Source organism: Streptococcus hepaticus, assembly GCF_043656315.1.
GTDB lineage: Bacteria > Bacillota > Bacilli > Lactobacillales > Streptococcaceae > Streptococcus > Streptococcus hepaticus.
In genome coordinates, this window is the sequence record NZ_JBINIY010000003.1 from 1 (window position 1) to 22,793 (window position 22,793).

17 protein-coding genes and 5 tRNA genes are annotated in these 22,793 nt (G+C 41.8%); 18 read left to right on the forward strand and 4 right to left on the reverse strand.

The annotated features are described in order from the left end of the window. The first annotated feature begins 14 nt into the window (after nucleotides 1–14). From ACHUFA_RS03790 to ACHUFA_RS03810, 5 genes are all read left to right on the forward strand, one after another. Nucleotides 15–95: transfer RNA gene (locus tag ACHUFA_RS03790), tRNA-Tyr, on the forward strand. 7 nt (nucleotides 96–102) lie between these two features. Then, nucleotides 103–173 (forward strand) — tRNA-Trp (locus ACHUFA_RS03795). 10 nt (nucleotides 174–183) lie between these two features. Beyond that, nucleotides 184–256: transfer RNA gene (locus ACHUFA_RS03800), tRNA-His, on the forward strand. Nucleotides 257–267: 11 nt separating this feature from the next. Further along, a tRNA-Gln gene (locus tag ACHUFA_RS03805) sits at nucleotides 268–339 on the forward strand. Nucleotides 340–349: 10 nt separating this feature from the next. Continuing rightward, nucleotides 350–433: transfer RNA gene (locus tag ACHUFA_RS03810), tRNA-Leu, on the forward strand. A gap of 102 nt (nucleotides 434–535) precedes the next feature. On the opposite strand, the gene ACHUFA_RS03815 is transcribed toward ACHUFA_RS03810, so the two are convergent. Continuing rightward, complete coding sequence (locus tag ACHUFA_RS03815) at nucleotides 536–691, reverse strand: hypothetical protein (protein ID WP_428848820.1); 156 nt, start codon at nucleotides 689–691, stop codon at nucleotides 536–538. Between the two features lie 292 nt (nucleotides 692–983). Here ACHUFA_RS03815 and ACHUFA_RS03820 point away from each other — a divergent pair, with 292 nt between their 5' ends. The 8 genes from ACHUFA_RS03820 to ACHUFA_RS03855 all read left to right on the forward strand — a co-directional run bounded on the left by ACHUFA_RS03820 (nucleotide 984) and on the right by ACHUFA_RS03855 (nucleotide 8,731). Beyond that, nucleotides 984–1,427: a zinc-dependent MarR family transcriptional regulator gene (locus tag ACHUFA_RS03820; protein ID WP_394404972.1), complete on the forward strand. Its 444-nt coding sequence runs from the start codon at nucleotides 984–986 to the stop codon at nucleotides 1,425–1,427. A 1-nt stretch (nucleotide 1,428) separates the two neighbouring features. Next, complete coding sequence (locus ACHUFA_RS03825) at nucleotides 1,429–2,127, forward strand: metal ABC transporter ATP-binding protein (RefSeq protein ID WP_394404973.1); 699 nt, start codon at nucleotides 1,429–1,431, stop codon at nucleotides 2,125–2,127. A 2-nt stretch (nucleotides 2,128–2,129) separates the two neighbouring features. Further along, nucleotides 2,130–2,945 (forward strand): metal ABC transporter permease, encoded by an 816-nt coding sequence (locus ACHUFA_RS03830; protein ID WP_222347640.1) that lies wholly within the window; start codon nucleotides 2,130–2,132, stop codon nucleotides 2,943–2,945. 9 nt (nucleotides 2,946–2,954) lie between these two features. Then, a complete protein-coding gene (locus tag ACHUFA_RS03835) occupies nucleotides 2,955–4,457 on the forward strand; it encodes a zinc ABC transporter substrate-binding protein AdcA (protein ID WP_394404974.1) in 1,503 nt (500 codons plus the stop codon). A 165-nt stretch (nucleotides 4,458–4,622) separates the two neighbouring features. Then, a complete protein-coding gene (locus ACHUFA_RS03840) occupies nucleotides 4,623–5,576 on the forward strand; it encodes an ABC transporter permease (RefSeq protein WP_222347642.1) in 954 nt (317 codons plus the stop codon). 9 nt (nucleotides 5,577–5,585) lie between these two features. Continuing rightward, nucleotides 5,586–6,512, forward strand: a complete 927-nt coding sequence (locus ACHUFA_RS03845; RefSeq protein ID WP_222347643.1) for a carbohydrate ABC transporter permease — start codon at nucleotides 5,586–5,588, stop codon at nucleotides 6,510–6,512. A 72-nt stretch (nucleotides 6,513–6,584) separates the two neighbouring features. Then, nucleotides 6,585–8,042 (forward strand): ABC transporter substrate-binding protein, encoded by a 1,458-nt coding sequence (locus ACHUFA_RS03850; protein WP_222347644.1) that lies wholly within the window; start codon nucleotides 6,585–6,587, stop codon nucleotides 8,040–8,042. Nucleotides 8,043–8,107: 65 nt separating this feature from the next. Beyond that, on the forward strand, nucleotides 8,108–8,731 hold the full coding sequence (locus ACHUFA_RS03855; RefSeq protein WP_394404975.1) for a YesL family protein: 624 nt from the start codon (nucleotides 8,108–8,110) through the stop codon (nucleotides 8,729–8,731). Nucleotides 8,732–8,766: 35 nt separating this feature from the next. Here ACHUFA_RS03855 and ACHUFA_RS03860 read toward each other — a convergent pair whose 3' ends face one another. Next, the gene (locus ACHUFA_RS03860) at nucleotides 8,767–10,194 is read right to left on the reverse strand and encodes a sialidase family protein (RefSeq protein WP_394404976.1); all 1,428 of its coding nucleotides are present in this window, start codon (nucleotides 10,192–10,194) and stop codon (nucleotides 8,767–8,769) included. Between the two features lie 173 nt (nucleotides 10,195–10,367). Between ACHUFA_RS03860 and ACHUFA_RS03865 the strand changes: the two genes are divergently transcribed. Both ACHUFA_RS03865 and ACHUFA_RS03870 read left to right on the forward strand, forming a co-directional pair. Next, nucleotides 10,368–10,802, forward strand: coding sequence for a CopY/TcrY family copper transport repressor (locus ACHUFA_RS03865; RefSeq protein WP_394404977.1), 435 nt, complete (start codon nucleotides 10,368–10,370; stop codon nucleotides 10,800–10,802). Between the two features lie 12 nt (nucleotides 10,803–10,814). Then, complete coding sequence (locus ACHUFA_RS03870) at nucleotides 10,815–11,024, forward strand: heavy-metal-associated domain-containing protein (RefSeq protein WP_222347647.1); 210 nt, start codon at nucleotides 10,815–10,817, stop codon at nucleotides 11,022–11,024. Nucleotides 11,025–11,044: 20 nt separating this feature from the next. On the opposite strand, the gene ACHUFA_RS03875 is transcribed toward ACHUFA_RS03870, so the two are convergent. Together ACHUFA_RS03875 and tyrS are read right to left on the reverse strand one after the other, a co-directional pair. Beyond that, nucleotides 11,045–11,428: an HIT family protein gene (locus ACHUFA_RS03875; protein ID WP_394404978.1), complete on the reverse strand. Its 384-nt coding sequence runs from the start codon at nucleotides 11,426–11,428 to the stop codon at nucleotides 11,045–11,047. 46 nt (nucleotides 11,429–11,474) lie between these two features. Then, nucleotides 11,475–12,731: a tyrosine--tRNA ligase gene (gene tyrS / locus ACHUFA_RS03880; protein WP_222347649.1), complete on the reverse strand. Its 1,257-nt coding sequence runs from the start codon at nucleotides 12,729–12,731 to the stop codon at nucleotides 11,475–11,477. A 109-nt stretch (nucleotides 12,732–12,840) separates the two neighbouring features. On the opposite strand from tyrS, the gene pbp1b reads away from it, so the two are divergent. The 3 genes from pbp1b to rpoC all read left to right on the forward strand — a co-directional run bounded on the left by pbp1b (nucleotide 12,841) and on the right by rpoC (nucleotide 22,759). Then, a complete protein-coding gene (gene pbp1b, locus ACHUFA_RS03885; RefSeq protein WP_394404979.1) occupies nucleotides 12,841–15,234 on the forward strand; it encodes a penicillin-binding protein PBP1B in 2,394 nt (797 codons plus the stop codon). Between the two features lie 256 nt (nucleotides 15,235–15,490). After that, nucleotides 15,491–19,051 (forward strand): DNA-directed RNA polymerase subunit beta, encoded by a 3,561-nt coding sequence (rpoB, locus tag ACHUFA_RS03890; RefSeq protein ID WP_394404980.1) that lies wholly within the window; start codon nucleotides 15,491–15,493, stop codon nucleotides 19,049–19,051. An 81-nt stretch (nucleotides 19,052–19,132) separates the two neighbouring features. Continuing rightward, complete coding sequence (gene rpoC / locus ACHUFA_RS03895) at nucleotides 19,133–22,759, forward strand: DNA-directed RNA polymerase subunit beta' (protein WP_394404981.1); 3,627 nt, start codon at nucleotides 19,133–19,135, stop codon at nucleotides 22,757–22,759. Nucleotides 22,760–22,793 lie beyond the last annotated feature (34 nt).

Sequence of the window (22,793 nt, forward strand, 5' to 3'; positions counted from 1 at the left end):
AAACTTTATATTTTGGAAGGGTAGCGAAGAGGCTAAACGCGGCGGACTGTAAATCCGCTCCTTCGGGTTCGGGGGTTCGAATCCCTCCCCTTCCATACCTTTACGGGCATAGTTTAAAGGTAGAACTAAGGTCTCCAAAACCTTCAGTGTGGGTTCAATTCCTACTGCCCGTGTAACAATATGGCGGGTGTGGTGAAGTGGTTAACACATCAGATTGTGGCTCTGACATTCGTGGGTTCGATTCCCATCACTCGCCTATTTTATTATTGGGGTATAGCCAAGCGGTAAGGCAAGGGACTTTGACTCCCTCATGCGTTGGTTCGAATCCAGCTACCCCAGTTAGCACTAAGCCGGCGTGGCGGAATTGGCAGACGCGCTGGACTCAAAATCCAGTGTCCGCAAGGACGTGCCGGTTCGACCCCGGCCGCCGGTATAGCTTAGTGAAGAGCCTTCGGGTTCTTTTTTGTTTTTCAAATTGTTGAAGTAGAATATATTGGCTTATTGTCAACTATAGTGGGTGGCTTATCATTAACATCTAGAGAGAATCAAGTTGTTTCTCTCTATTTGGCGGTACTTGATAATCCAGCTTAGTCGTAATGGTGATGTGAGTCTTAGACTGGATAGCTTTTTCGATTTTGATATTTCTGTCTTTCAATTCGATGAGTTCTGTGGTATTTTTACGTAGTTCCATAAGCACTTTCTAATGATGGTTTGATCGCTTTTCATTATAAGTAATATGGGACTTTTTTGATACATTCAAAAAGTCCTATAAGATCTTGGTGGGGTTACACACTACAGAAATTATAGTGCTGGAATTCCTAAATTTTTTGGACGGAGTGCTATTTGTGTGAGTAACTTAGATCTTTTGTGAAAAATTGTTTGCAAAAAGTTTACAGAAATACTTCATAATTCTTGTCAAAATATTTTTTTTAATGTATAATTAACTAGTTAATTAACAAGTTTACAATAATGAGGTACTTCATATGAATCAGGTTGCACATCAGATTGATCAAGCTTTACGTGAAATTGTTTTGTGTTCGGAAAATCAATTGGAAATTCTTGTTGGGCATTGTCAGAGTGATGTGACATTGACCAATACTCAGGAGCATATTTTGATGTTGATTGAGAACTCTTCTTTTACAAATTCGGAAATTGCTAAGCAGTTGAACGTGAGTCAGGCTGCGATTACCAAAGCGATTAAATCGTTGATTGCTCAAGGTATGTTAGTTGCTGTACGAGACGAAAAAGATGCTCGGGTTATCCATTACCAGCTTACAGATTTGGCAAAGCCGATTGCAGCGGAGCATAGTCACCATCACCATCATACGATTGAGTCTTACAATGAGCTTCTTTCTGCTTATTCAGAGGATGAGCAGCAGGTTATCAGTCGTTTTTTGAATGATTTAATTGGAAAGATTCGTAAGTAGGATGAGATATATAACGGTTGAAGGACTATCCTTCCATTATGATAATGAGCCTGTTTTAGAGCATATTGATTATCATTTGGATAGTGGTGAATTTGTAACTTTGACAGGGGAAAATGGCGCTGCTAAGACAACCTTGATTAAGGCAACCTTGGGAATTTTGAAGCCTAAGGAAGGCAAGGTAACCATTTCTGAAAAGAGTATTGATGGAAAAAAGTTGCGCATGGCATATTTGCCACAGCAAATTGCTAGTTTCAATGCTGGTTTTCCAAGTACAGTTTATGAGTTTGTGAAATCAGGACGTTATCCTCGTAATGGTTGGTTTCGTCGTTTGACAAAGCATGATGAGGAACATATCAAGGCGAGTTTGGATGCAGTTGGTATGTGGGAACATCGTGATAAGCAGTTAGGTGCACTGAGTGGTGGCCAAAAGCAGCGAGCTGTCATTGCTCGAATGTTTGCTTCAGATCCAGATATTTTTATCTTAGATGAACCGACAACTGGGATGGATAGTGGAACCAAGGATGACTTTTATGAGCTCATGCATCATAGTGCGAAAAAGCATGGAAAATCTGTCTTGATGATTACGCATGATCCAGAGGAATTAACTAAATACGCAGATCGGAATATTTACTTGATTCGTGATCAGAAGTCTCCATGGCGTTGTTTCAATGTGCATGGTACTGAAGAGAGAGGAGAGTAAGAATGTTAGATTTGTCTATCTTGAATTATGACTTTATGCAGCGTGCTTTTTTGGCAATTGTCGCAATGAGTCTGTTTTCTCCGATTTTGGGTGTTTTCTTGATTTTGCGGCGTCAGAGTCTGATGAGCGATACTTTAAGTCACGTCTCTTTGGCGGGGGTTGCCTTTGGTTTGGTTCTGGGTGTATCGCCGACAGTATCCACGATTTTAGTGGTTATTGTAGCGGCAGTTTTCTTAGAATATTTGCGAACGGTTTATAAGAATTTTATGGAAATAGGAACGGCTATCTTGATGTCAACTGGTTTAGCTGTATCCTTAATTTTAATGAATCGTGGTGGTAGTCGTAGTAGTGTGAGTTTGGAACAATATCTTTTTGGTTCTATTGTTACGATCAATCAGGAGCAGGTAATAGCTCTCTTTGTTATTGCGATTATTGTTATTCTGTTGACCTTACTGTTCCTTCGTCCAATGTATATTTTAACTTTTGATGAAGATACAGCATTTGTAGATGGGTTGCCTGTTCGAGCAATGTCTATTGCTTTTAATGTGATTACTGGTATCGCAATTGCCTTGATGATCCCTGCAGCAGGTGCTTTGTTGGTATCTACTATTATGGTTTTACCTGCTTCTATTGCCCTGCGTATCGGTAAGAGTTTTAGGTCTGTTATTTTCATTGGAATGGGTCTTGGCTTTTTTGGAATGGTGACTGGTTTATTTGCTTCTTATTATGCAGAGACGCCGGCTAGTGCAAGTATTACCTTGATTTTTATTAGTATTTTCTTACTGGTAAATGTGTTGAATAAATTTTTTAAAAAATAGGAGAAAAAGATGAAAAAATTAGCGATGCTAGGCTTGAGCCTGTCAGCATTGGCGTTAGTTGCTTGTAGCAACTCGGCTGATAAAAAAGGTGAGTTGGAGATTGTGACAACTTTCTACCCTGTCTATGAATTTACTAAACAGGTTGTTGGAGACTCAGCAGATGTTGAATTGCTAATTGAAGCTGGTACGGAACCGCATGACTATGAGCCGTCAGCAAAAGCTGTAGCAGAGATTCAAGAAGCGGATGCATTTATTTACCAAAATGAAAACATGGAAACCTGGGTTTCTAAATTAGATGCTAAGAAAGTAAATGCTATTAAGGCTACGGAGGGGATGGTTTTACTCCCAGGTGGTGAAGAAGAGGAAGGTCATGAGGAAGAAGGCCACGAACACGAAGGTCATCATCATGATTACGACCCTCATGTTTGGTTGTCACCTGAGCGTGCCATTATGATGGTTGAGTCTATCCGTGACCAATTAAGTGAGCAATTCCCAGAGAAAAAAGCTAAATTTGAAAAAAATGCAACAGCCTATATTGAAAAATTGACAGCTTTAGACAAAAAATATGATGCCAGTCTATCACAGGCGAAACAAAAAGCATTTGTTACTCAGCACACAGCCTTCGCTTATCTTGCTTTGGATTATGGTTTGAAACAAGTTGGTATTACAGGAATTGCGGCTGATACGGAGCCTACAGTTGCTCGTTTGGCAGAATTGAGTAAATATGTTAAAAACAATGGCATCAAATATATTTATTTTGAAGAAAATGCGTCTAAGAAGGTTGCTGAAACGTTAGCTAAGGAAACAGGTGCTGAAACGGCTGTCTTGAATCCTTTGGAAAGCTTGACGGAAGAACAAATGGACAAGGGTGAAGATTATATTTCTGTCATGGAAGAAAATCTGAAGTCTCTTGAGAAGACAACGACTCAAGATGGTCCTGAAATTCAGCCTGAAACAGTTACAGAAACAGCAAAAACAGTTTATAATGGGTATTTTGCTGATGCGGATATTAAAGACCGTGAACTTTCAGATTATGCTGGTGAATGGCAATCTGTTTACCCTCTTTTACAAGATGGTACCTTGGACCAAATTTTTGATTATAAGGCGAAGTTGAAAGGCGACATGACTGCCGAAGAATACAAGTCTTACTATGATACAGGCTACAAATCAGACATTAGCAATATCAATATAAAAGGGAATACGATGGAGTTTGTTGTTCATGGAAAATCTGAAAAACATACCTACAAGTATGCTGGCTACAAAGTGTTGAACTACAAAAAAGGGAATCGTGGTGTTCGCTTCCTCTTTGAAGCAACAGATGCAAATCCAGGTCAATTCAAATATGTTCAATTTAGCGACCATGGTATTGCTCCAAGCAAAGCTTTCCATTTCCATATCTTCTACGGGAATACGAGTCAAGAAGAAATCTTGAATGAGTTGGAAAATTGGCCAACCTTCTATCCAAGTGACAAAACAGGTTTTGAAATTGCTCAAGAAATGATGGCTCACTAAGATGATTAATCCACTGCAGAGGCGGTGGATTTTTTGTATGAAAAAGAAAAGAAAATTTACACCTATAATTTGTTTTATGAAATCTATACTTTGTGGCTTATAGAAAATGAAAGCGCTTATTATAATTAGAGTATAAAAACGAGTTCGACAAAAGGAGGTTGTCAGATGAAGAAAGCGACCACGAAGAAGAAAAAATCCTTTTGGCAAAATGTGTTTCGCTACAAAGCTCTCTTGCTAATGGTGTTGCCAGGTTTTGTTTGGTTTATATTTTTCTTCTATATACCAGTTCTGGCTAACGTAGTTGCCTTTAAAGATTTTCATTATTCGGCAGGTGGATTTTTCCAAAGTCTACAAGAAAGCCGATGGATAGGATTCGATAATTTTAAATATCTATTTGCTTCTAAGGATGCATGGTTAATTACTCGGAATACAATTGGCTATAACTTGGTATTTTTGGCCTTTAACGTTTTCTTCGCTATTGCATTTGCGATTGTCATGAGTGAATTGCGGAACAAGAAGATGGTTAAGGTTTACCACACCATGTCACTCTTACCTTATTTCTTATCATGGGTAGTTATTCAGTATTTCCTAGGTGCCTTCCTAAATCCTGATCGTGGATTGATCAATAGCTTGATTGTCCAAAATGGTGGCGAAGGGATTATGTGGTACTCAACTCCATTCTGGTGGCCGTTCATCTTGCTCTTCATGAGTGTGTGGAAGGGACTTGGTTACAATAGTATCATCTACTATGCGTCAATCATGGGAATCAGCGATACCTACTATGAAGCCGCCATGGTAGATGGTGCAAGTAAATGGCAACAGATTAAGAATATTACCATTCCTCAACTTTTGCCAATGATGTCTGTTCTCTTGATTATCAATATCGGGAACATCTTCAAATCAGATTTTGGTCTTTTCTACCAGCTTCCGAAAAATTCGGGTGCTTTATACGAAGTAACAAACGTTTTGGATACCTATGTCTACAATAGCTTGACTGCTACAGGTGATATTGGGATGGCTTCAGCAGCTAGTTTGTATCAATCAGTAGTCGGAACATGTATTCTCTTGATTACCAATGCCATTGTAAGACGGATGGATCCAGACGGAGCCTTGTTCTAGGAGGAAGAAATGGAGAAAAAGAAAAAAGTAAAAAAAGTTAATGTACGAACTTTTGATAAAAAAACAGACTTTGTCTTTAATATTCTGATAGCGCTCTTCGCTCTTTCATGTGTTATTCCATTTATCTTCGTCATTATCATTTCCTTGACGGATGAAAATTATTTGTTGGAGCATGGATATAGTTTTTTTCCGAAACTAATGTCCTTACATGCCTATCATTATGTGTTTGAAGGAGCTATGGCTCAGCGGATTATTCGCTCTTTCGGTGTATCGGTCTTTATTACAGTAGTGGGAACCTTCATCAATACAACGATGACATCAACCTATGCCTACGCGATTTCGCGACCATACTTCCCATATCGTCGCTTCTTTACGATTTACGCTTTAATTACCATGCTCTTTTCATCAGGTATGGTAGCTAATTACTTGGTTGTAACCAATCTCTTACATTTGAAAGATTCAATTTGGGCCTTGATTTTGCCAATGGCTTTAGGGCCATTTGGGATTATGATTATGCGGACGTTCTTTAGAAAAACAGTTCCAGATAGCATTATTGAATCTGCTCGAATTGATGGTGCTAGCGAGTTCAAGGTCTTTATGAAAATCGTTTTACCGCTAGCTGTACCAGGGATTGCAACCATCAGTCTATTCTCGGCTTTGAGCTACTGGAATGACTGGTTCCAAGCCTTGCTTTATATTCAGAATGATGCTCTCTTTCCAATGCAGTTCTTGCTGATGAAGATTCAAAATAACTTACAAGCTCTAGCTGAAAATGCAGGGATGAGTGCTCAGATGTCGGAGGGACTTGCTTCCTTACCGAAAGAATCTGTTCGTATGGCGATTGTCGTGATTGCGACTCTGCCAATTGCGCTTACCTATCCATTCTTCCAAAAACACTTTGTCGGTGGCTTGACTATTGGCGGTGTGAAAGAGTAGGATAGTGTTTATCGGTCAGAATGACCGCAACTTAATTTGTCTTAATAAAGAAAAAACTTAGGAGGTTCACTTATGAAAAAGTGGCAACGACTTTTATGCTTTGCGGGTACTGCTTTGGCAGCTGCCAGCTTAGTTGCATGCGGTAGCAGCAAATCTGCTTCAACTGAAAAAGATGGGGACATCAAATTGTTGATGTACCAAATTGGTGAAAAACCAGAAAACTTTGATAAATTGATGGAAATTGCCAACAAACGAATCAAAGAAAAAACTGGCGCAACACTTGATATGCAATATATCGGTTGGGGCGAATGGGGCGACAAGATGAGTACTATCATCGCTTCAGGTGAAAACTACGATATTGCTTATGCTCATAGCTATGTAGTGAATGCTCAAAAAGGTGCCTTTGCTGATTTGACAGAATTGATGCCAAAATATGCTAAGGAAACTTATGAAAACATGGAACCAGCTTACATTAAAGGTAACTTGGTAAATGGTAAATTGTATGCATTCCCAGTAGATGCCAACGTTTACGCACAACAAATGTTGTCATTCAACAAAAAATTCTTGGATAAATACAACTTGGATATCTCAGGTATCAATTCATATGCAGATGCTGAGCCAATCTTGAAAGCTTTCCATGAAAAAGAACCAAATGTTGCAGCCTTTGCAATCGGTCAAGTATTTAACCTTTCAGGTGACTATGATTACCCACTCAACAAAAACAATCCATTTGCAGTGAAAGTTGATGCTGGAAAAGCAACGATCATCAACCCATATGCAGAAGAATCATTCAAAGCAAACTTGCGTTTGATGCATAAATGGTACCAAGAAGGCTTGATCCCAAGTGATGCAGCTACAAACACTGAAGGTTACCCACTTGATGGTGATACTTGGTTCATGCGTGAAGAAACACAAGGTCCTATGGACTACGGCGATACTATCCTTACAAATGCTGCCGGTAAAGAAATCGTTTCTCGTCCATTGACAAAAGCTTTGAAGACAACTTCACAAGCTCAAATGGCAAACTTCGTTGTATCAAGCGTTTCTAAACATAAAGAAAAATCAGTTGAAGTATTGGCTCTCTTAAACAGTGACCCAGAATTGCTTAACGGTTTGGTTTATGGTGTTGAAGGCGAAGGCTGGGAAAAAGTTGGTGACAAGAAAATCAAATTGCTCGACGGCTACAAACCAGGTACTCACATGTCAGCATGGAACACTGGTAACAACAAGATTCTTTACACTCAAGAATCAATCACTGATGAGATGATTGCAAAACGTGACCAATCAATCAAAGAAGCAGCTGAATCACCAATCCTTGGCTTCACTGTAAACACTGACAACATCAAAACTGAATTGTCAAATATCTCAAATGTGATGAACCGTTACAAAGCAAGCTTGAACACTGGTACTGTTGACCCTGACGAAACTCTTCCAAAATTCTTGTCAGATTTGAAAGATGCTGGTTGGGATAAAGTACAAGCTGACTTGCAAACACAATTAGACAAATTTGTTGCAAGTAACAAAAAATAAAAGCTAAAAAAGATTTAAGATAGTGAGAGGGCTAGTGTATAGCCCTCTTTATGGAAGGAGAACAAATGGTAGATGGAAATACGACAGGGGTGGAAAAATTATTTTACATCACTTGGAAATTGATGCAATTGACCTTTCTCTTTCATTTGTTGACAATATTAGGGGGAGTTGTATTTGGGATTGGTCCAGCTTGGGAAACAATCGTCACTCTCTTTTTAGAAACAAAAAGTTATGAGAAGAATTATTCGATTAAAAGAGCTTTTTCAGTATGGAAGTCCTCTTTTGTGAAGGCTAACCTTCGTTTCTGGCTCTTCAGTTTCATTGCTGTTTTCCTTGTTTTTAATCTCTATTGGTCTATTCAATTCCCAAATTTACTCTTTTGGATGGTTTCCTTCCTCATTATGCTTGCAATTGTGATTGACTTCATGATGTATGTGTACTTGATTTTCTACAACGCTGAGTATGACATTCCACTTTGGGAGAATATAAAGCTCTCTTTTATCAGTGTCTTTCTTAGTTTCAAGCAATTTCTCTTGACCATGTTGGCGCTCTTTGGGGTTTTAGCGTTAACGTGGCAATACAAGGGACTCTATCTTTTTCTTACTTTTGGGTTGCTGGTCTTGTTTCTACATCAGGTGACTCAACCGAATCGTCAGTTGATTGATCAAATGATTGAATCAGACCAATAAAAGCAGAGGTTTTTGCCTCTGCTTTTTAATATGGTTTAGGATGAGAATGTGAGTTTTCGTGCGTAGATAGAGAATGGATTTTGCTCTTCTGAGCGGTGTTCGTAGAGCAGTATGAATTCGTTGGCGGAAAGTTGTTGAAGGGAATTGTAGGCAAATTCACCTTCTTGGATAAGGTGGGAAGGGAGCCAAGTGAGGTCACCATTTTTTTCGACTTTAGCAATACGAAGGTTCCCATTGGTACGTCCAGGCCCCTCTGCATTAGCGAGGAGGATGTATTCTTCGTTGCTTTCTTCAATTTGTAGAGCAGATAGTTGGACATAGACATCGGTGATGTTAGGATATTCCTGAATGGTATTTTCCCAGCTTGCACCGCCATCGTTACTGGTTGCAACTTGCAGGTGGCCATTGAGATTGCGCATGAAGAGTTTAATGTCTCCATTTTTTAGTTGAACAGCTACGGACTCAGTATTTTGAGCTAGTTCATTATCCATCGTTTCAGAATGAATGATTTCTTCTGTTGAAAGCTTACGATGATCGTTAACAGCTTGTCCTATTTGCCAGGTTTGTCCAGCATCGTCGGAATAGATGACGCGGGAGCTTTGGGATCCTGTGAGGTGAGAAACAAAGTTAGTGGTATAAGCTGGAATGATGAAGCGCCCAGCGTATGGTCCGTATTTTAGGACGAGACCTGCTCCAGGAGAAACACCTAGGAATTTCATTTGTGGAGTACGGAGTTGGGCTGTGATGTCACGGGGACAGGACCAAGTTTGGCCGTCATCATCACTATGGGATAACCAGATATAACTGGTTTTGGCAACACGGAAAGGGGCAGTTTGATTGCTAGTGTGGAAGATATTACCCAAATATTTTCCTTCTTGATAGAGATTTCCTAAGTCTGAGTAGGGAGCCTGGGTGGATTCTATGGTGACAAAAAAGTCCGTTGGTTCATTTTCTGGACTAAAGACTTGTCCATTTTCTCTGATAGTATAGACTTGGGCTTTTTCATTGCAATAGAGGTTGAGATAGTGTTTTTCTCCGATGCGAGTGTGGGCTACTTCAAACTGCTCTGCCATACCGAAAATGCCACGTCCTTCAGGATACATATCATATAAGGCAAAAATACGTTGGCTACTAGGGTCTTGGAGGAGGGCGGTATCAATAGTAAAGGCTGCTTTTTCTTCGTCTGTAGCAGGATTTGGATTGTCTACCAAATCAACCACAGTCGTAATCGGGCTCCAAGTTGTCCCCTTGTCCTGACTTCGTCTAATAACAGTTCGGATATCCCCCCAATCAAAGTGATGCTCCATTCGTTGGTCAGCTGCAGCCAATAGATTTCCAGACTGTGTTAAGAGAAGAGCGGGAATCCGATAGCTAAATACACCGTGAGAACTTTTCTTCTCTTGTTGTCCACCTTCAAAAACTAGTTGAGGGGGACTGACAGTCAGATTTTCAAAATTTATCATTTTTCTTTCTCTTTTCTGTTTTTTTCCACAGTATCACAAAGTTGTGCATGGAACAATGTCCATTTTCCTATGCCTAAAATCTGTATAAGAAGGAATAAAGATTGTAGAAGGAGCGAGCCATTCTTGACAAAAATAGATTACAAATGTAAACTTAATGTGGTAAGGAGGTTTCTATGGTAGAACAAGTCATGTCTGCTGCAGAATGGCAGGCGATGCGAGTTGTCTGGGCTCATCCGGGATCAAGCTCGCAATTTATCATCTCTGCACTCCAAGAAGGTTTTGACTGGCAGGCGGCGACTATTAAGACGCTTTTGGGACGTTTGCGCAAAAAAGGTTATCTAGAAATGGTCAAAGTCGGAACTGCTTATCAATATCAACCTCTTGTAACAGAAGAAGAGTATTTACGAGGACAGATTCAGTTATTATTGGAAAATGTGTGCTCGACAAAAAATATTCGTCTAGTTGAAGCTTTGTTGGCGCAGGGACAGTTTTCCAAGTTAGATTTGGCTCATTTGCAGCAGGTAGTAGAGCAGGAATGGTCAACAGCACCAGAAAATTTAATATGTCATTGCCTATCTGGTCAATGTACTTGTGGATATCACCACTAGAAAAGAGGAAACATGAAACAAACACTTATGATTGAAAATATGTCTTGCCAAAATTGTGCTAAGCATGTAATGGAACACTTGTCAGCTTTGGTGGGAGTCGAGAGTGTCCAAGTAGAATTGGAAGCCAAGCAAGTGGTGGTAGAGACTACTCAAGAGTACAGCTGTTCAGATTATCAGCTAGCACTCGAGGATACCATTTATGAGGTGAAGGAAGTAAATTAAAAAGCGAGGGAACTCGCTTTTTATAATGTCTTGAGAAAATTCGCCAAATCCCAGTCTTCTGGGTTCGATTCTAGATTATCCCAGAAACCGTCGTTTTTCTTGCGGGGAATAAGGTGCAGGTGGAAGTGTGTACCCTCCTCCATGAGTTCTTTGTCATTGCTGGCGCTGGTTACCCCAGCGATCGGCAAGTGTTTTTCTAACTTAGCAATCATCTGTACTTGGAGTTCAATCAATTCGTGCAAGGAAGTCTTAGGTAGTTCGGTTATGCTTTCGTAGTGTTCTTTTGAGATGATGAGCAAGTGCCCTGTTTGGATAGGGTTAATGTCAAAAACGACCTTGAAGGATTGGGTTTCATGAATAATCTGGTCAGGGGTGATATAGTTGCAAAAGATACAATTTTCCATAGCTCCTCCTTATGAAAAAACGAGCCGAAGCTCGTTTGGAGTTGGATTAGTAAGTCAATACAAAGTATTTTTTCTTACCGCGACGGATAACAGTGAGTTCGTTTTCCAATTTGTCTTGGTCTGAAAGGGTGTAGTCTAGGTCTTGGATGCGGTCACCATTGATGTAGATGGCACCGTTTTGAACGTCTTCACGGGCTTGACGTTTTGAATTGACAACGCCAGCAGTGACTAGGATTTCAACGATGTTAAGGTTATCGTCAGCCTTGACGTCGTAGTTTGGCACACCACGAAGACCTTGTTTGAGTTCTTTAACGGAAAGGCCTTTGATGTTACCTGCAAAGAGTTGTTCAGTGATGTTGACAGCTTCTTTGTAGGCTTCTTCACCATGAACAAGGGTAACGACTTCGCGTGCCAATGTTTTTTGTGCCAAACGTTCATGTGGCGCAGCTTCAAATTGAACACGGATGTCTTCGATTTCGTCTAAAGTGAGGAAGGTGAATATTTTCAAGAAGCGGATAGCATCGGCATCCATAACATTGAGCCAGAATTGGTACATTTCGTATGGTGATGTTTTGTCAGCATCAAGCCAAACAGCGTTTCCTTCAGATTTCCCGAATTTTTTACCAGTCGAGTCAGTGATAAGTGGCACCGTCATAACGTGGCCAGTCTTATCAGCTTTACGGCGAAGCAATTCTGTACCAGCTGTCATGTTACCCCATTGGTCTGAACCACCGATTTGAAGGGTTACATTGTGTTTGTCATTGAGTTCGTAGAAGTCATAACCTTGCATGATTTGGTAAGCAAACTCAGTGTATGAAATTCCTGTTTCAATGCGTTTTTTAACGGATTCTTTGCTCATCATGTAGTTGACAGTGAAGTATTTACCAATATCACGGAGGAAGTCGATGAAGCTGACACTACCAAACCAGTCGTAGTTGTTAACCATGACGGCTTTGTTGTCGCCATTTTCAAAATCTAAGAAGCGCGAGAGCTGTCCTTGGATTTTCGTCACCCAACCATCAACAGTATCTTTGGTTTGAAGGCTGCGCTCAGCATCTTTAAATGATGGGTCACCGATAAGGCCAGTAGCACCACCGACAAGGGCGTAAGGTTTGTGGCCTGCTAATTGCAAGCGACGAGAAGTTAAGATAGCCACCAAGTGACCAAGGTGAAGGCTATCGGCTGTAGGGTCATAACCAGTATAATAAGAAACAGAACCCTCCTCAAGCGCTTTGCGGAGCGCTTCTTCGTCCGTTGTCTGAAAGACGAGGCCACGTTCTTTGAGTTCGTCAAAAATGTTCATAAATACACCTACAGTTTCTAAATAATATTCTATCTCTATATTATATCAAATAGGAAATTTTCGTCAAATGCAAGAAAATATGATAAAATAGGGATAGTATGAGGTTTTTATGGTAAAGAAACAAGATAAAAAAGAAGAAAAACAGACAGAAGAAGTTGACAAGTTAACCCCAGGAGATATTTGTGGTATTATTCTCCGTAGTTTGAAGTTGACGGTGAATTTTTTAGTTGTCTTATTTGGATTGCTGGGCTTGTTTGGTGCCGGAATTGGAGTTGGTTTTGTTGCTAATTTGTTTGACCAAGTGACCGTGCCAGACAAAGAAGAGTTAGTGGCTCGAGTCACCAATATTAGCAGTATTTCTAAGGTGGTTTATGCAGACAATAGTCTCATCTCAGAAGTGACATCAGACCTTCTTCGGACACCCGTTACAACGGATAAGATTTCTCAAAATATCAAGGATGCGGTGATTGCGACAGAGGATGCGACCTTTGAAAGTCACAATGGTGTAGTACCTAGGGCCGTTTTGCGTGCAGCTTTGGGCTCTGCGGGACTGGGTTCATCTAGTGGTGGTTCGACATTGACCCAGCAGCTTATCAAGCAACAATTGGTAGGTGACGCACCGACCTTTAGTCGGAAGGCGAATGAGATTATTTCTGCCCTAGCTTTGGAACGGACGATGAGCAAGGCAGATATTTTGACGACTTATCTCAATGTGTCGCCTTTTGGTCGCAATAACCAAGGACTGAACATTGCAGGTGTTGAAGAAGCAGCACAAGGGATTTTTGGCAAATCTGCTAGTGATTTGACGGTTCCTCAAGCGGCATTTATCGCAGGTTTACCACAAAGTCCGATTGTCTATTCTCCTTATTCTGCCAATGGGACCTTCAAATCTGACGAAAACATGAGTTATGGTCTAGCGCGGCAAAAAGATGTCCTTTACAATATGTATCGGACTGGAAAATTGAATCAAAAAGATTATGACACCTATAAGAACTACGATGTAAAGAAAGACTTTATTGCTCCAGCACCAGTGACAGGGGATAACAAAGATTACCTTTACTACGCAGTCATGGCTGAAGCTAAGAAAGCGATGTATGAGTATCTCATTAAACGAGATAAGGTGTCGGAAAATGACCTGAAAAATGATGAAACGATTGTAGCCTATAAGGACTTGGCAGAACAAGAGCTCAGCCAAGGTGGTTATACCATTAAGAGTACGGTTGATAAGGGTATCTACAAGACCATGCAGAGTGTGGTGGCCAATTATGGTTACGAACTAGATGCCAATAATGGTTATGTGGATACAGGTAGTGTTCTGCTGGACAATAGCACAGGAGCTATTCTTGGCTTTATCGGCGGCCGAGATTACGCTAGTAACCAAAACAACCATGCCCTGTCTACCCAGCGTTCACCAGGGTCTACGGTCAAACCATTCTTAGCTTATGGTATAGCGATTGATCAGGGGCTGATGGGCTCTGCTAGTGTTCTATCAAACTACCCGACAACCTTTGCAGATGGTACTCAAATCATGCATGGGAATAGCAGTGGTACTGGTATGATGAATCTACAAAGTGCGCTCAATGCTTCTGCTAATATTCCAGCCTTTTGGACTTATAAACTCTTGCAAAATAACGGTGTAGATGTCAAATCCTATATGGATAAGATGCACTACGATATTTCGATGTATGATATCGAAAGTCTGCCTCTCGGTGGTGGCATTGAGACAACTGTTGCTGAAAACACGAATGCCTATCAGACGTTGGCAAATGGTGGTGTTTATCAAGAAAAGTACATTGTCGAGTCAATTACTGCAGCAGACGGAACGGTAGTTTACCAACATCAAGCAAAACCAGTCCAAGTTTACTCAAAGGCAACATCAAGTATTATGATGCACTTGCTGAAAGGTGTGTTGAATTCTGGTGAAACAACGACCTTCCCAAGTCGTTTGTCAGCACTCAATCCTGGACTAGCTGCTAGCGGAGTTCTGGCAGGAAAAACAGGTACAAGTAATGACACAGCTGATGTTTGGCTCATGCTATCCACTCCGTCCATCACCTTGGGAACCTGGGCGGGTCACGATGATAACACTGAAATGCATTATTTGACTGGTTACAATAATAACGCCCAATACTCCGCCTATTTGGTGAATGCTTTAGCGCAAGCTAAGCCAGAGTGGTTTTCAACTGCCTTTAGTTTAGATGATTCTGTTATCGCGTCATCTGTTTTAGCTTCAACAGGACAAAGACCTGGAACAGCTCAGGTCAATGGGCGTTCTATAACAGTTTCAGGTGCAGCAACCACGAGCTTTTGGGCAAAAAATGGTGCGCCTGTTACAAGCTATCACTTTATGATTGGTGGTACGGATAGCGACAAGGCTCGTGCTTGGAGTAGCTTGTTTGGTTCATCTAATAATAATAATAAAACATCTACAACGAAGAGTTCATCTTCGACAGCAAAACCTTCCAGCTCAACGACTCCAAGTAGTTCGCAAGGAAGCAATTAAACTTGAACTATACACAGTATTATGCTATAATGTAGAGAAATAATTTGTCGTGTGTCTTGTGTGAAATATTGTCCATACAAGGCTTGCAGCAGTTAAATCATACTTTTCAAAAAGGAAGATTTAGCTGCTCTTTTTGTGTCTATTTGATGGATTTTTAGGAATTGTAATGTATTCTTAAAGATTCTAAAAATTCTAACAAAAGGCAAATGTGTTTGATTTTGCAAAAAAATCAATAGAAAAATAGAGGAGAATTAACTTGGCAGGACATGACGTTCAATACGGGAAACATCGTACCCGTCGTAGTTTTTCAAGAATCAAGGAAGTTCTTGATTTACCAAATTTGATTGAAATCCAAACAGATTCATTCAAAGATTTCTTGGACAGTGGTTTGAAAGAAGTTTTTGAAGATGTGCTTCCTGTGTCAAACTTTACAGACACCATGGAGTTAGAATTTGTTGGTTATGAGTTGAAAAATCCTAAGTATACTTTGGAAGAAGCGCGTGCGCACGACGCAAACTACTCAGCGCCTATTTTCGTAACCTTCCGCTTGGTCAACAAAGAAACCGGTGAAATTAAAACCCAAGAAGTCTTCTTTGGCGAATTCCCGATCATGACAGAAATGGGTACCTTTATCATCAATGGTGCAGAGCGTATCATCGTATCTCAGTTGGTTCGTTCACCAGGTGTCTACTTCAACGATAAAGTGGATAAAAACGGTAAAGTTGGTTATGGTTCAACGGTTATCCCTAATCGTGGTGCTTGGTTGGAATTGGAAACTGACTCAAAAGATATCGCCTATACTCGTATCGACCGCACACGTAAAATTCCATTTACGACTTTGGTGCGTGCACTTGGTTTCTCAGGTGATGATGAAATCTTTGATATCTTCGGTGACAGCGAATTGGTTCGCAACACGATTGAGAAAGATATCCACAAAAACCCAGCGGATTCACGTACTGATGAAGCTTTGAAAGAAATTTACGAACGCCTTCGTCCAGGTGAACCCAAAACAGCTGAAAGCTCACGTAGCCTCTTGACAGCTCGTTTCTTTGACCCACGTCGTTATGACTTGGCGCCTGTTGGTCGTTACAAAATCAATAAGAAACTCAACCTTCGCACACGCCTGCTCAACCAAACTTTGGCTGAACATGTGATTAATAGCGAAACAGGTGAAATTGTTCTTGAAGCTGGAACAGTCTTGAACCGTGATGTTTTGGAATCAATCGAAAATCAATTTGATGAGCTCAACCAAGTTGAGTACATTCCAAACGATGCAGCGGTGGTAGTTGAGCCAGTTCTCTTGCAAAAATTCAAGATTGTTGCGCCAACTGATCCAGACCGTGTTGTAACAGTTATCGGGAATGCAAATCCAGCTGAAAATGTTCGTACAGTGACTCCAGCGGATATCTTGGCTGAGATGTCTTACTTCCTCAACCTTGCTGAAGGTTTGGGTCGCGTAGATGATATTGACCACTTGGGTAACCGTCGTATTCGTGCTGTCGGTGAATTGCTTGCTAACCAAGTTCGTATCGGTTTGACTCGCATGGAGCGTAACTTGCGTGAGCGTATGAGCGTGCAAGACAATGAAGTCTTAACTCCACAACAAATCATCAATATCCGTCCTGTTACAGCCGCAATAAAAGAATTCTTTGGTTCATCTCAGTTATCACAGTTCATGGACCAACACAACCCACTTTCTGAGTTATCTCACAAACGCCGTTTGTCAGCCTTGGGACCTGGCGGTTTGACTCGTGACCGTGCTGGTTATGAGGTTCGAGACGTTCACTACACCCACTATGGTCGTATGTGTCCGATTGAAACACCTGAGGGACCAAACATCGGTTTGATCAATAACTTGTCATCTTATGGTCACCTCAACAAGTACGGTTTCATCCAAACACCTTACCGTAAAATTGACCGTGCAACTGGTACTGTTACAAATGAAATTGTTTGGTTGACTGCGGATGAAGAAGATGCTTACATCGTAGCCCAATCTACTTCACCACTTGATGAAAACAATCGCTTTGTTGACGAGATCGTAATGGGTCGTCATCAAGGTAATAACCAAGAATTCCCAGCTGCTTCTGCCGACTTTATGGACGTTTCTCCTAAACAGGTAGTTGCCGTTGCGACAGCGTGTATTCCTTTCTTGGAAAACGATGACTCCAACCGTGCCCTCATGGGTGCCAACATGCAACGTCAGGCTGTTCCATTGATTGATCCAAAAGCACCTTACGTTGGTACTGGTATGGAATACCAAGCTGCCCATGACTCTGGTGCGGCAATCATTGCGCAACATGATGGTAAGGTTACTTACTCAGATGCTGACAAGGTTGAAGTTCGCCGTGAAGATGGTTCTTTAGACGTTTATCACGTTTCAAAATTCCGTCGTTCAAACTCAGGTACTGCTTACAACCAACGTACACTCGTTAAAGTTGGCGATATCGTTGAAAAAGGTGATTTCATCGCTGATGGACCTTCTATGGAAAATGGAGAAATGGCGCTTGGACAAAACCCAATCGTTGCCTACATGACTTGGGAAGGTTACAACTTCGAGGATGCGGTTATCATGTCTGAACGCCTTGTGAAAGATGATGTCTATACATCTGTTCACTTGGAAGAATACGAATCAGAAACACGCGATACCAAGTTAGGCCCTGAAGAAATCACTCGCGAAATTCCAAACGTTGGTGAAGATGCTCTTCGCAACTTGGACGAAATGGGGATTATCCGTATTGGTGCCGAAGTTAAAGAGGGCGACATTCTTGTTGGTAAAGTCACACCTAAGGGTGAAAAAGACTTGTCAGCTGAAGAACGGCTCCTCCACGCTATCTTCGGAGATAAATCTCGTGAAGTTCGTGATACATCACTTCGTGTACCTCACGGTGCCGACGGTGTCGTTCGTGACGTGAAAATCTTTACTCGTGCCAACGGTGATGAATTGCAATCAGGTGTCAACATGCTTGTCCGTGTTTACATCGCTCAAAAACGTAAAATCAAGGTCGGAGATAAAATGGCCGGTCGTCACGGTAACAAGGGTGTCGTTTCACGTATTGTTCCTGTTGAAGATATGCCATACTTGCCAGACGGAACTCCTGTCGATATCATGTTGAACCCTCTCGGGGTGCCGTCACGTATGAATATCGGTCAGGTTATGGAATTGCACTTGGGTATGGCTGCTCGTAACTTGGGTATCCACATTGCAACTCCAGTTTTCGATGGAGCAAGCTCTGAAGACCTCTGGTCAACTGTTAAAGAAGCTGGTATGGACTCAGACGCCAAGACTATTCTTTACGATGGACGTACTGGTGAGCCATTCGATAACCGTGTGTCAGTTGGTGTCATGTACATGATCAAACTCCACCACATGGTTGACGATAAACTTCACGCACGTTCAGTTGGACCATACTCACTCGTTACCCAACAACCGCTTGGTGGTAAAGCACAATTCGGTGGACAACGTTTCGGTGAGATGGAGGTATGGGCCCTTGAAGCTTATGGTGCTTCAAACGTTCTTCAAGAAATCTTGACCTATAAGTCAGATGACGTAACTGGTCGTTTGAAAGCCTATGAAGCTATCACTAAAGGTAAACCAATTCCAAAACCAGGTGTTCCAGAATCATTCCGCGTTCTTGTTAAAGAATTGCAATCACTTGGTCTTGATATGCGTGTCCTTGATGAAGATGATAATGAAGTTGAATTGCGTGACCTTGATGAAGGTGAAGATGATGATATCATCCATGTAGATGATCTTGAAAAAGCGCGTGCTAAAGTTGCGGCAGACGCAGCAGCAGCATTTGCGCAATCAGAAGAGTAAAAGTAGGTCGGGGAGTTTCTCCCCTAAGCTTACTTTGCAAAGTCGTATGCTCGACTTGAAACAAACAGAAAGGGATAAATAGTGGTTGACGTAAATCGATTTAAAAGTATGCAAATCACGTTAGCTTCTCCAAGTAAGGTCCGTTCATGGTCTTACGGTGAAGTTAAAAAACCTGAAACAATCAACTATCGTACGCTCAAACCTGAGCGTGATGGACTCTTTGATGAAGTCATCTTTGGTCCAACAAAAGACTGGGAATGTGCTTGTGGTAAGTACAAACGTATCCGTTATAAAGGAATCGTCTGTGACCGCTGTGGTGTTGAAGTAACTCGTGCCAAAGTTCGTCGTGAACGTATGGGACACATCGAGTTGAAAGCCCCAATTTCACATATCTGGTACTTTAAAGGGATCCCATCACGTATGGGTCTGACCTTGGATATGAGCCCACGTGCGCTTGAAGAAGTCATCTACTTCGCAGCCTATGTGGTCATCGATCCAAAAGAAACTCCACTTGAGCACAAATCTATCATGACAGAACGTGAATACCGTGAGCGCTTGCGCGAATACGGTTCAGGTTCATTTGTCGCAAAAATGGGTGCAGAAGCTATCCAAGATCTCTTGAAACAAGTAGATCTTCCAACTGAAATTGCAGCCCTTAAAGAAGAATTGAAGACTGCAACTGGTCAAAAACGAATTAAGGCAGTTCGTCGTTTGGACGTTCTGGATGCTTTTCAAAAATCTGGAAACAAACCTGAATGGATGATTCTCAACATCTTGCCAGTCATTCCACCAGATCTTCGTCCAATGGTTCAATTGGATGGTGGCCGTTTTGCCGCTTCTGACTTGAACGAACTCTACCGTCGTGTTATCAACCGTAACAACCGTTTGGCTCGTCTCTTGGAACTTAACGCTCCAGGAATCATTGTACAAAACGAAAAACGGATGCTCCAAGAAGCTGTAGATGCTTTGATTGACAACGGTCGCCGTGGTCGTCCAATTACAGGACCAGGTAGCCGTCCGCTCAAATCACTCAGCCACATGCTTAAAGGTAAGCAAGGACGTTTCCGTCAAAACTTGCTTGGTAAGCGTGTTGACTTCTCAGGACGTTCCGTTATCGCAGTTGGTCCAACGCTTAAAATGTACCAATGTGGTGTGCCACGCGAAATGGCTATCGAGCTCTTCAAACCGTTTGTCATGCGTGAAATTGTTGCCCGTGATATTGCTGGTAACGTAAAAGCTGCAAAACGTTTGATTGAACGTGGGGATGATCGTATCTGGGATATCTTGGAAGAAGTGATCAAAGAACACCCAGTTCTTTTGAACCGCGCACCTACCCTTCACCGTTTGGGTATCCAGGCTTTTGAGCCAGTTCTGATCGACGGTAAAGCCCTTCGTTTGCACCCGCTTGTCTGTGAAGCCTACAACGCCGACTTTGACGGTGACCAGATGGCGATTCACGTTCCATTGTCAGAAGAAGCACAAGCAGAAGCACGTATCCTTATGCTTGCGGCAGAACACATCCTTAACCCTAAAGATGGTAAACCAGTCGTAACACCATCTCAGGATATGGTTTTGGGTAACTACTACTTGACCATGGAAGATGCTGGTCGTGAAGGTGAAGGTATGGTCTTCAAGGATGCGGATGAGGCTGTTATGGCTTACCGCAATGGCTATGTTCACTTGCATACCCGTGTTGGTATTGCAACAGATAGCCTCGATAAGCCTTGGAAAGACAACCAAAAACACAAGGTCATGATGACAACTGTCGGAAAAATCTTGTTCAACGCGATTATGCCTGAAGGATTGCCATACTTGCAAGAACCAAATAATGCCAACTTGACAGAAGGTACACCAGATAAGTACTTCTTGACACCAGGTAGCGACATCAAAGCAGCAATTGCTGAACTTGAGATTAACCCACCATTCAAGAAGAAAAATCTTGGAAATATCATTGCAGAAATCTTCAAACGCTTCCGTACAACTGAAACTTCAGCCCTTCTTGACCGCTTGAAAGACCTTGGTTACTATCATTCAACTCTTGCTGGTTTGACAGTGGGTATTGCCGATATTCCGGTCATCGACAACAAGGCTGAAATCATTGAAGAATCTCACGAACGTGTAGAACAAATCAAGAAACAATTCCGTCGTGGTATGATTACTGACGATGAGCGTTATGCAGCTGTTACAGATGAATGGCGTTCAGCTAAGGAAAAATTGGAAAAACGCCTGGTTGAAAAACAAGATCCGAAGAACCCAATCGTTATGATGATGGACTCTGGTGCCCGTGGTAACATTTCCAACTTCTCCCAGTTGGCCGGTATGCGTGGTCTGATGTCAGCGCCTAACGGACGTATTATGGAATTGCCTATCTTGTCAAACTTCCGTGAAGGTTTGAGCGTTTTGGAAATGTTCTTCTCAACACACGGTGCCCGTAAAGGTATGACCGATACGGCCCTTAAGACAGCCGACTCAGGTTACTTGACACGTCGTTTGGTTGACGTTGCTCAAGATGTCATTATCCGTGAAGATGACTGTGGAACTGACCGTGGTTTGGATATCCGTTCAATTACTGACGGTAAAGAAATGATCGAACCGCTTGAAGAACGTCTTCAAGGTCGTTACACTAAGAAATCCGTTAAACATCCAGAAACTGGTGAGTTGATCATTGGTGCTAACGAATTGATCACAGAAGATATTGCCCGTCAAATCGTTAATGCTGGTGTAGAACAAGTGACAATCCGTAGCGTATTTACATGTAATACTCGTCACGGTGTCTGCCGTCACTGTTATGGTATCAACTTGGCAACAGGTGATGCGGTTGAAGTTGGTGAAGCAGTTGGTACAATCGCTGCCCAATCTATCGGTGAGCCTGGTACTCAGCTTACAATGCGCACCTTCCACACGGGTGGTGTAGCCTCAAACAGCGATATCACGCAAGGTCTTCCTCGTGTCCAAGAAATCTTTGAAGCGCGCAATCCTAAAGGGGAAGCCGTTATTACTGAAGTCAAGGGTGAAGTTACTGCTATTGAAGAAGATGCTTCAACTCGTACTAAGAAAGTATTTGTCAAAGGTCAAACTGGCGAAGGCGAATATGTGGTACCATTTACAGCCCGTATGAAGGTTGAAGTGGGTGACCAAGTTGCCCGTGGTGCAGCCCTTACCGAAGGTTCAATCCAACCAAAACGCTTGCTTGAAGTACGTGACGTATTGTCTGTAGAAACTTATCTTCTTTCTGAAGTTCAAAAAGTTTACCGTAGCCAAGGGGTAGAAATCGGCGACAAACACATCGAGGTAATGGTTCGCCAAATGCTTCGTAAAGTTCGTGTCATGGATCCAGGTGATACTGAATTACTCATGGGTACCCTTATGGACATCACTGACTTTACAGACGCCAATGCCGAAGTGGTTATCGCTGGTGGTATTCCTGCCACAGCTCGTCCAGTTCTCATGGGTATCACAAAAGCTTCCCTTGAAACAAATTCATTCCTGTCAGCTGCATCCTTCCAAGAAACAACTCGTGTCTTGACAGATGCTGCTATCCGTGGTAAACGTGATAACCTCCTTGGTCTTAAGGAAAATGTTATCATCGGTAAGATCATCCCAGCTGGTACTGGTATGGCTCGTTACCGTAACCTTGAACCACAAGCCATCAATGAAGTTGAAATCATTGAAGCTGAAGAAGTAGCAGAAGAAGCTGTAACTGAATAAAGATAGAGAGTGGGACAAAAATCATGATTTCGCA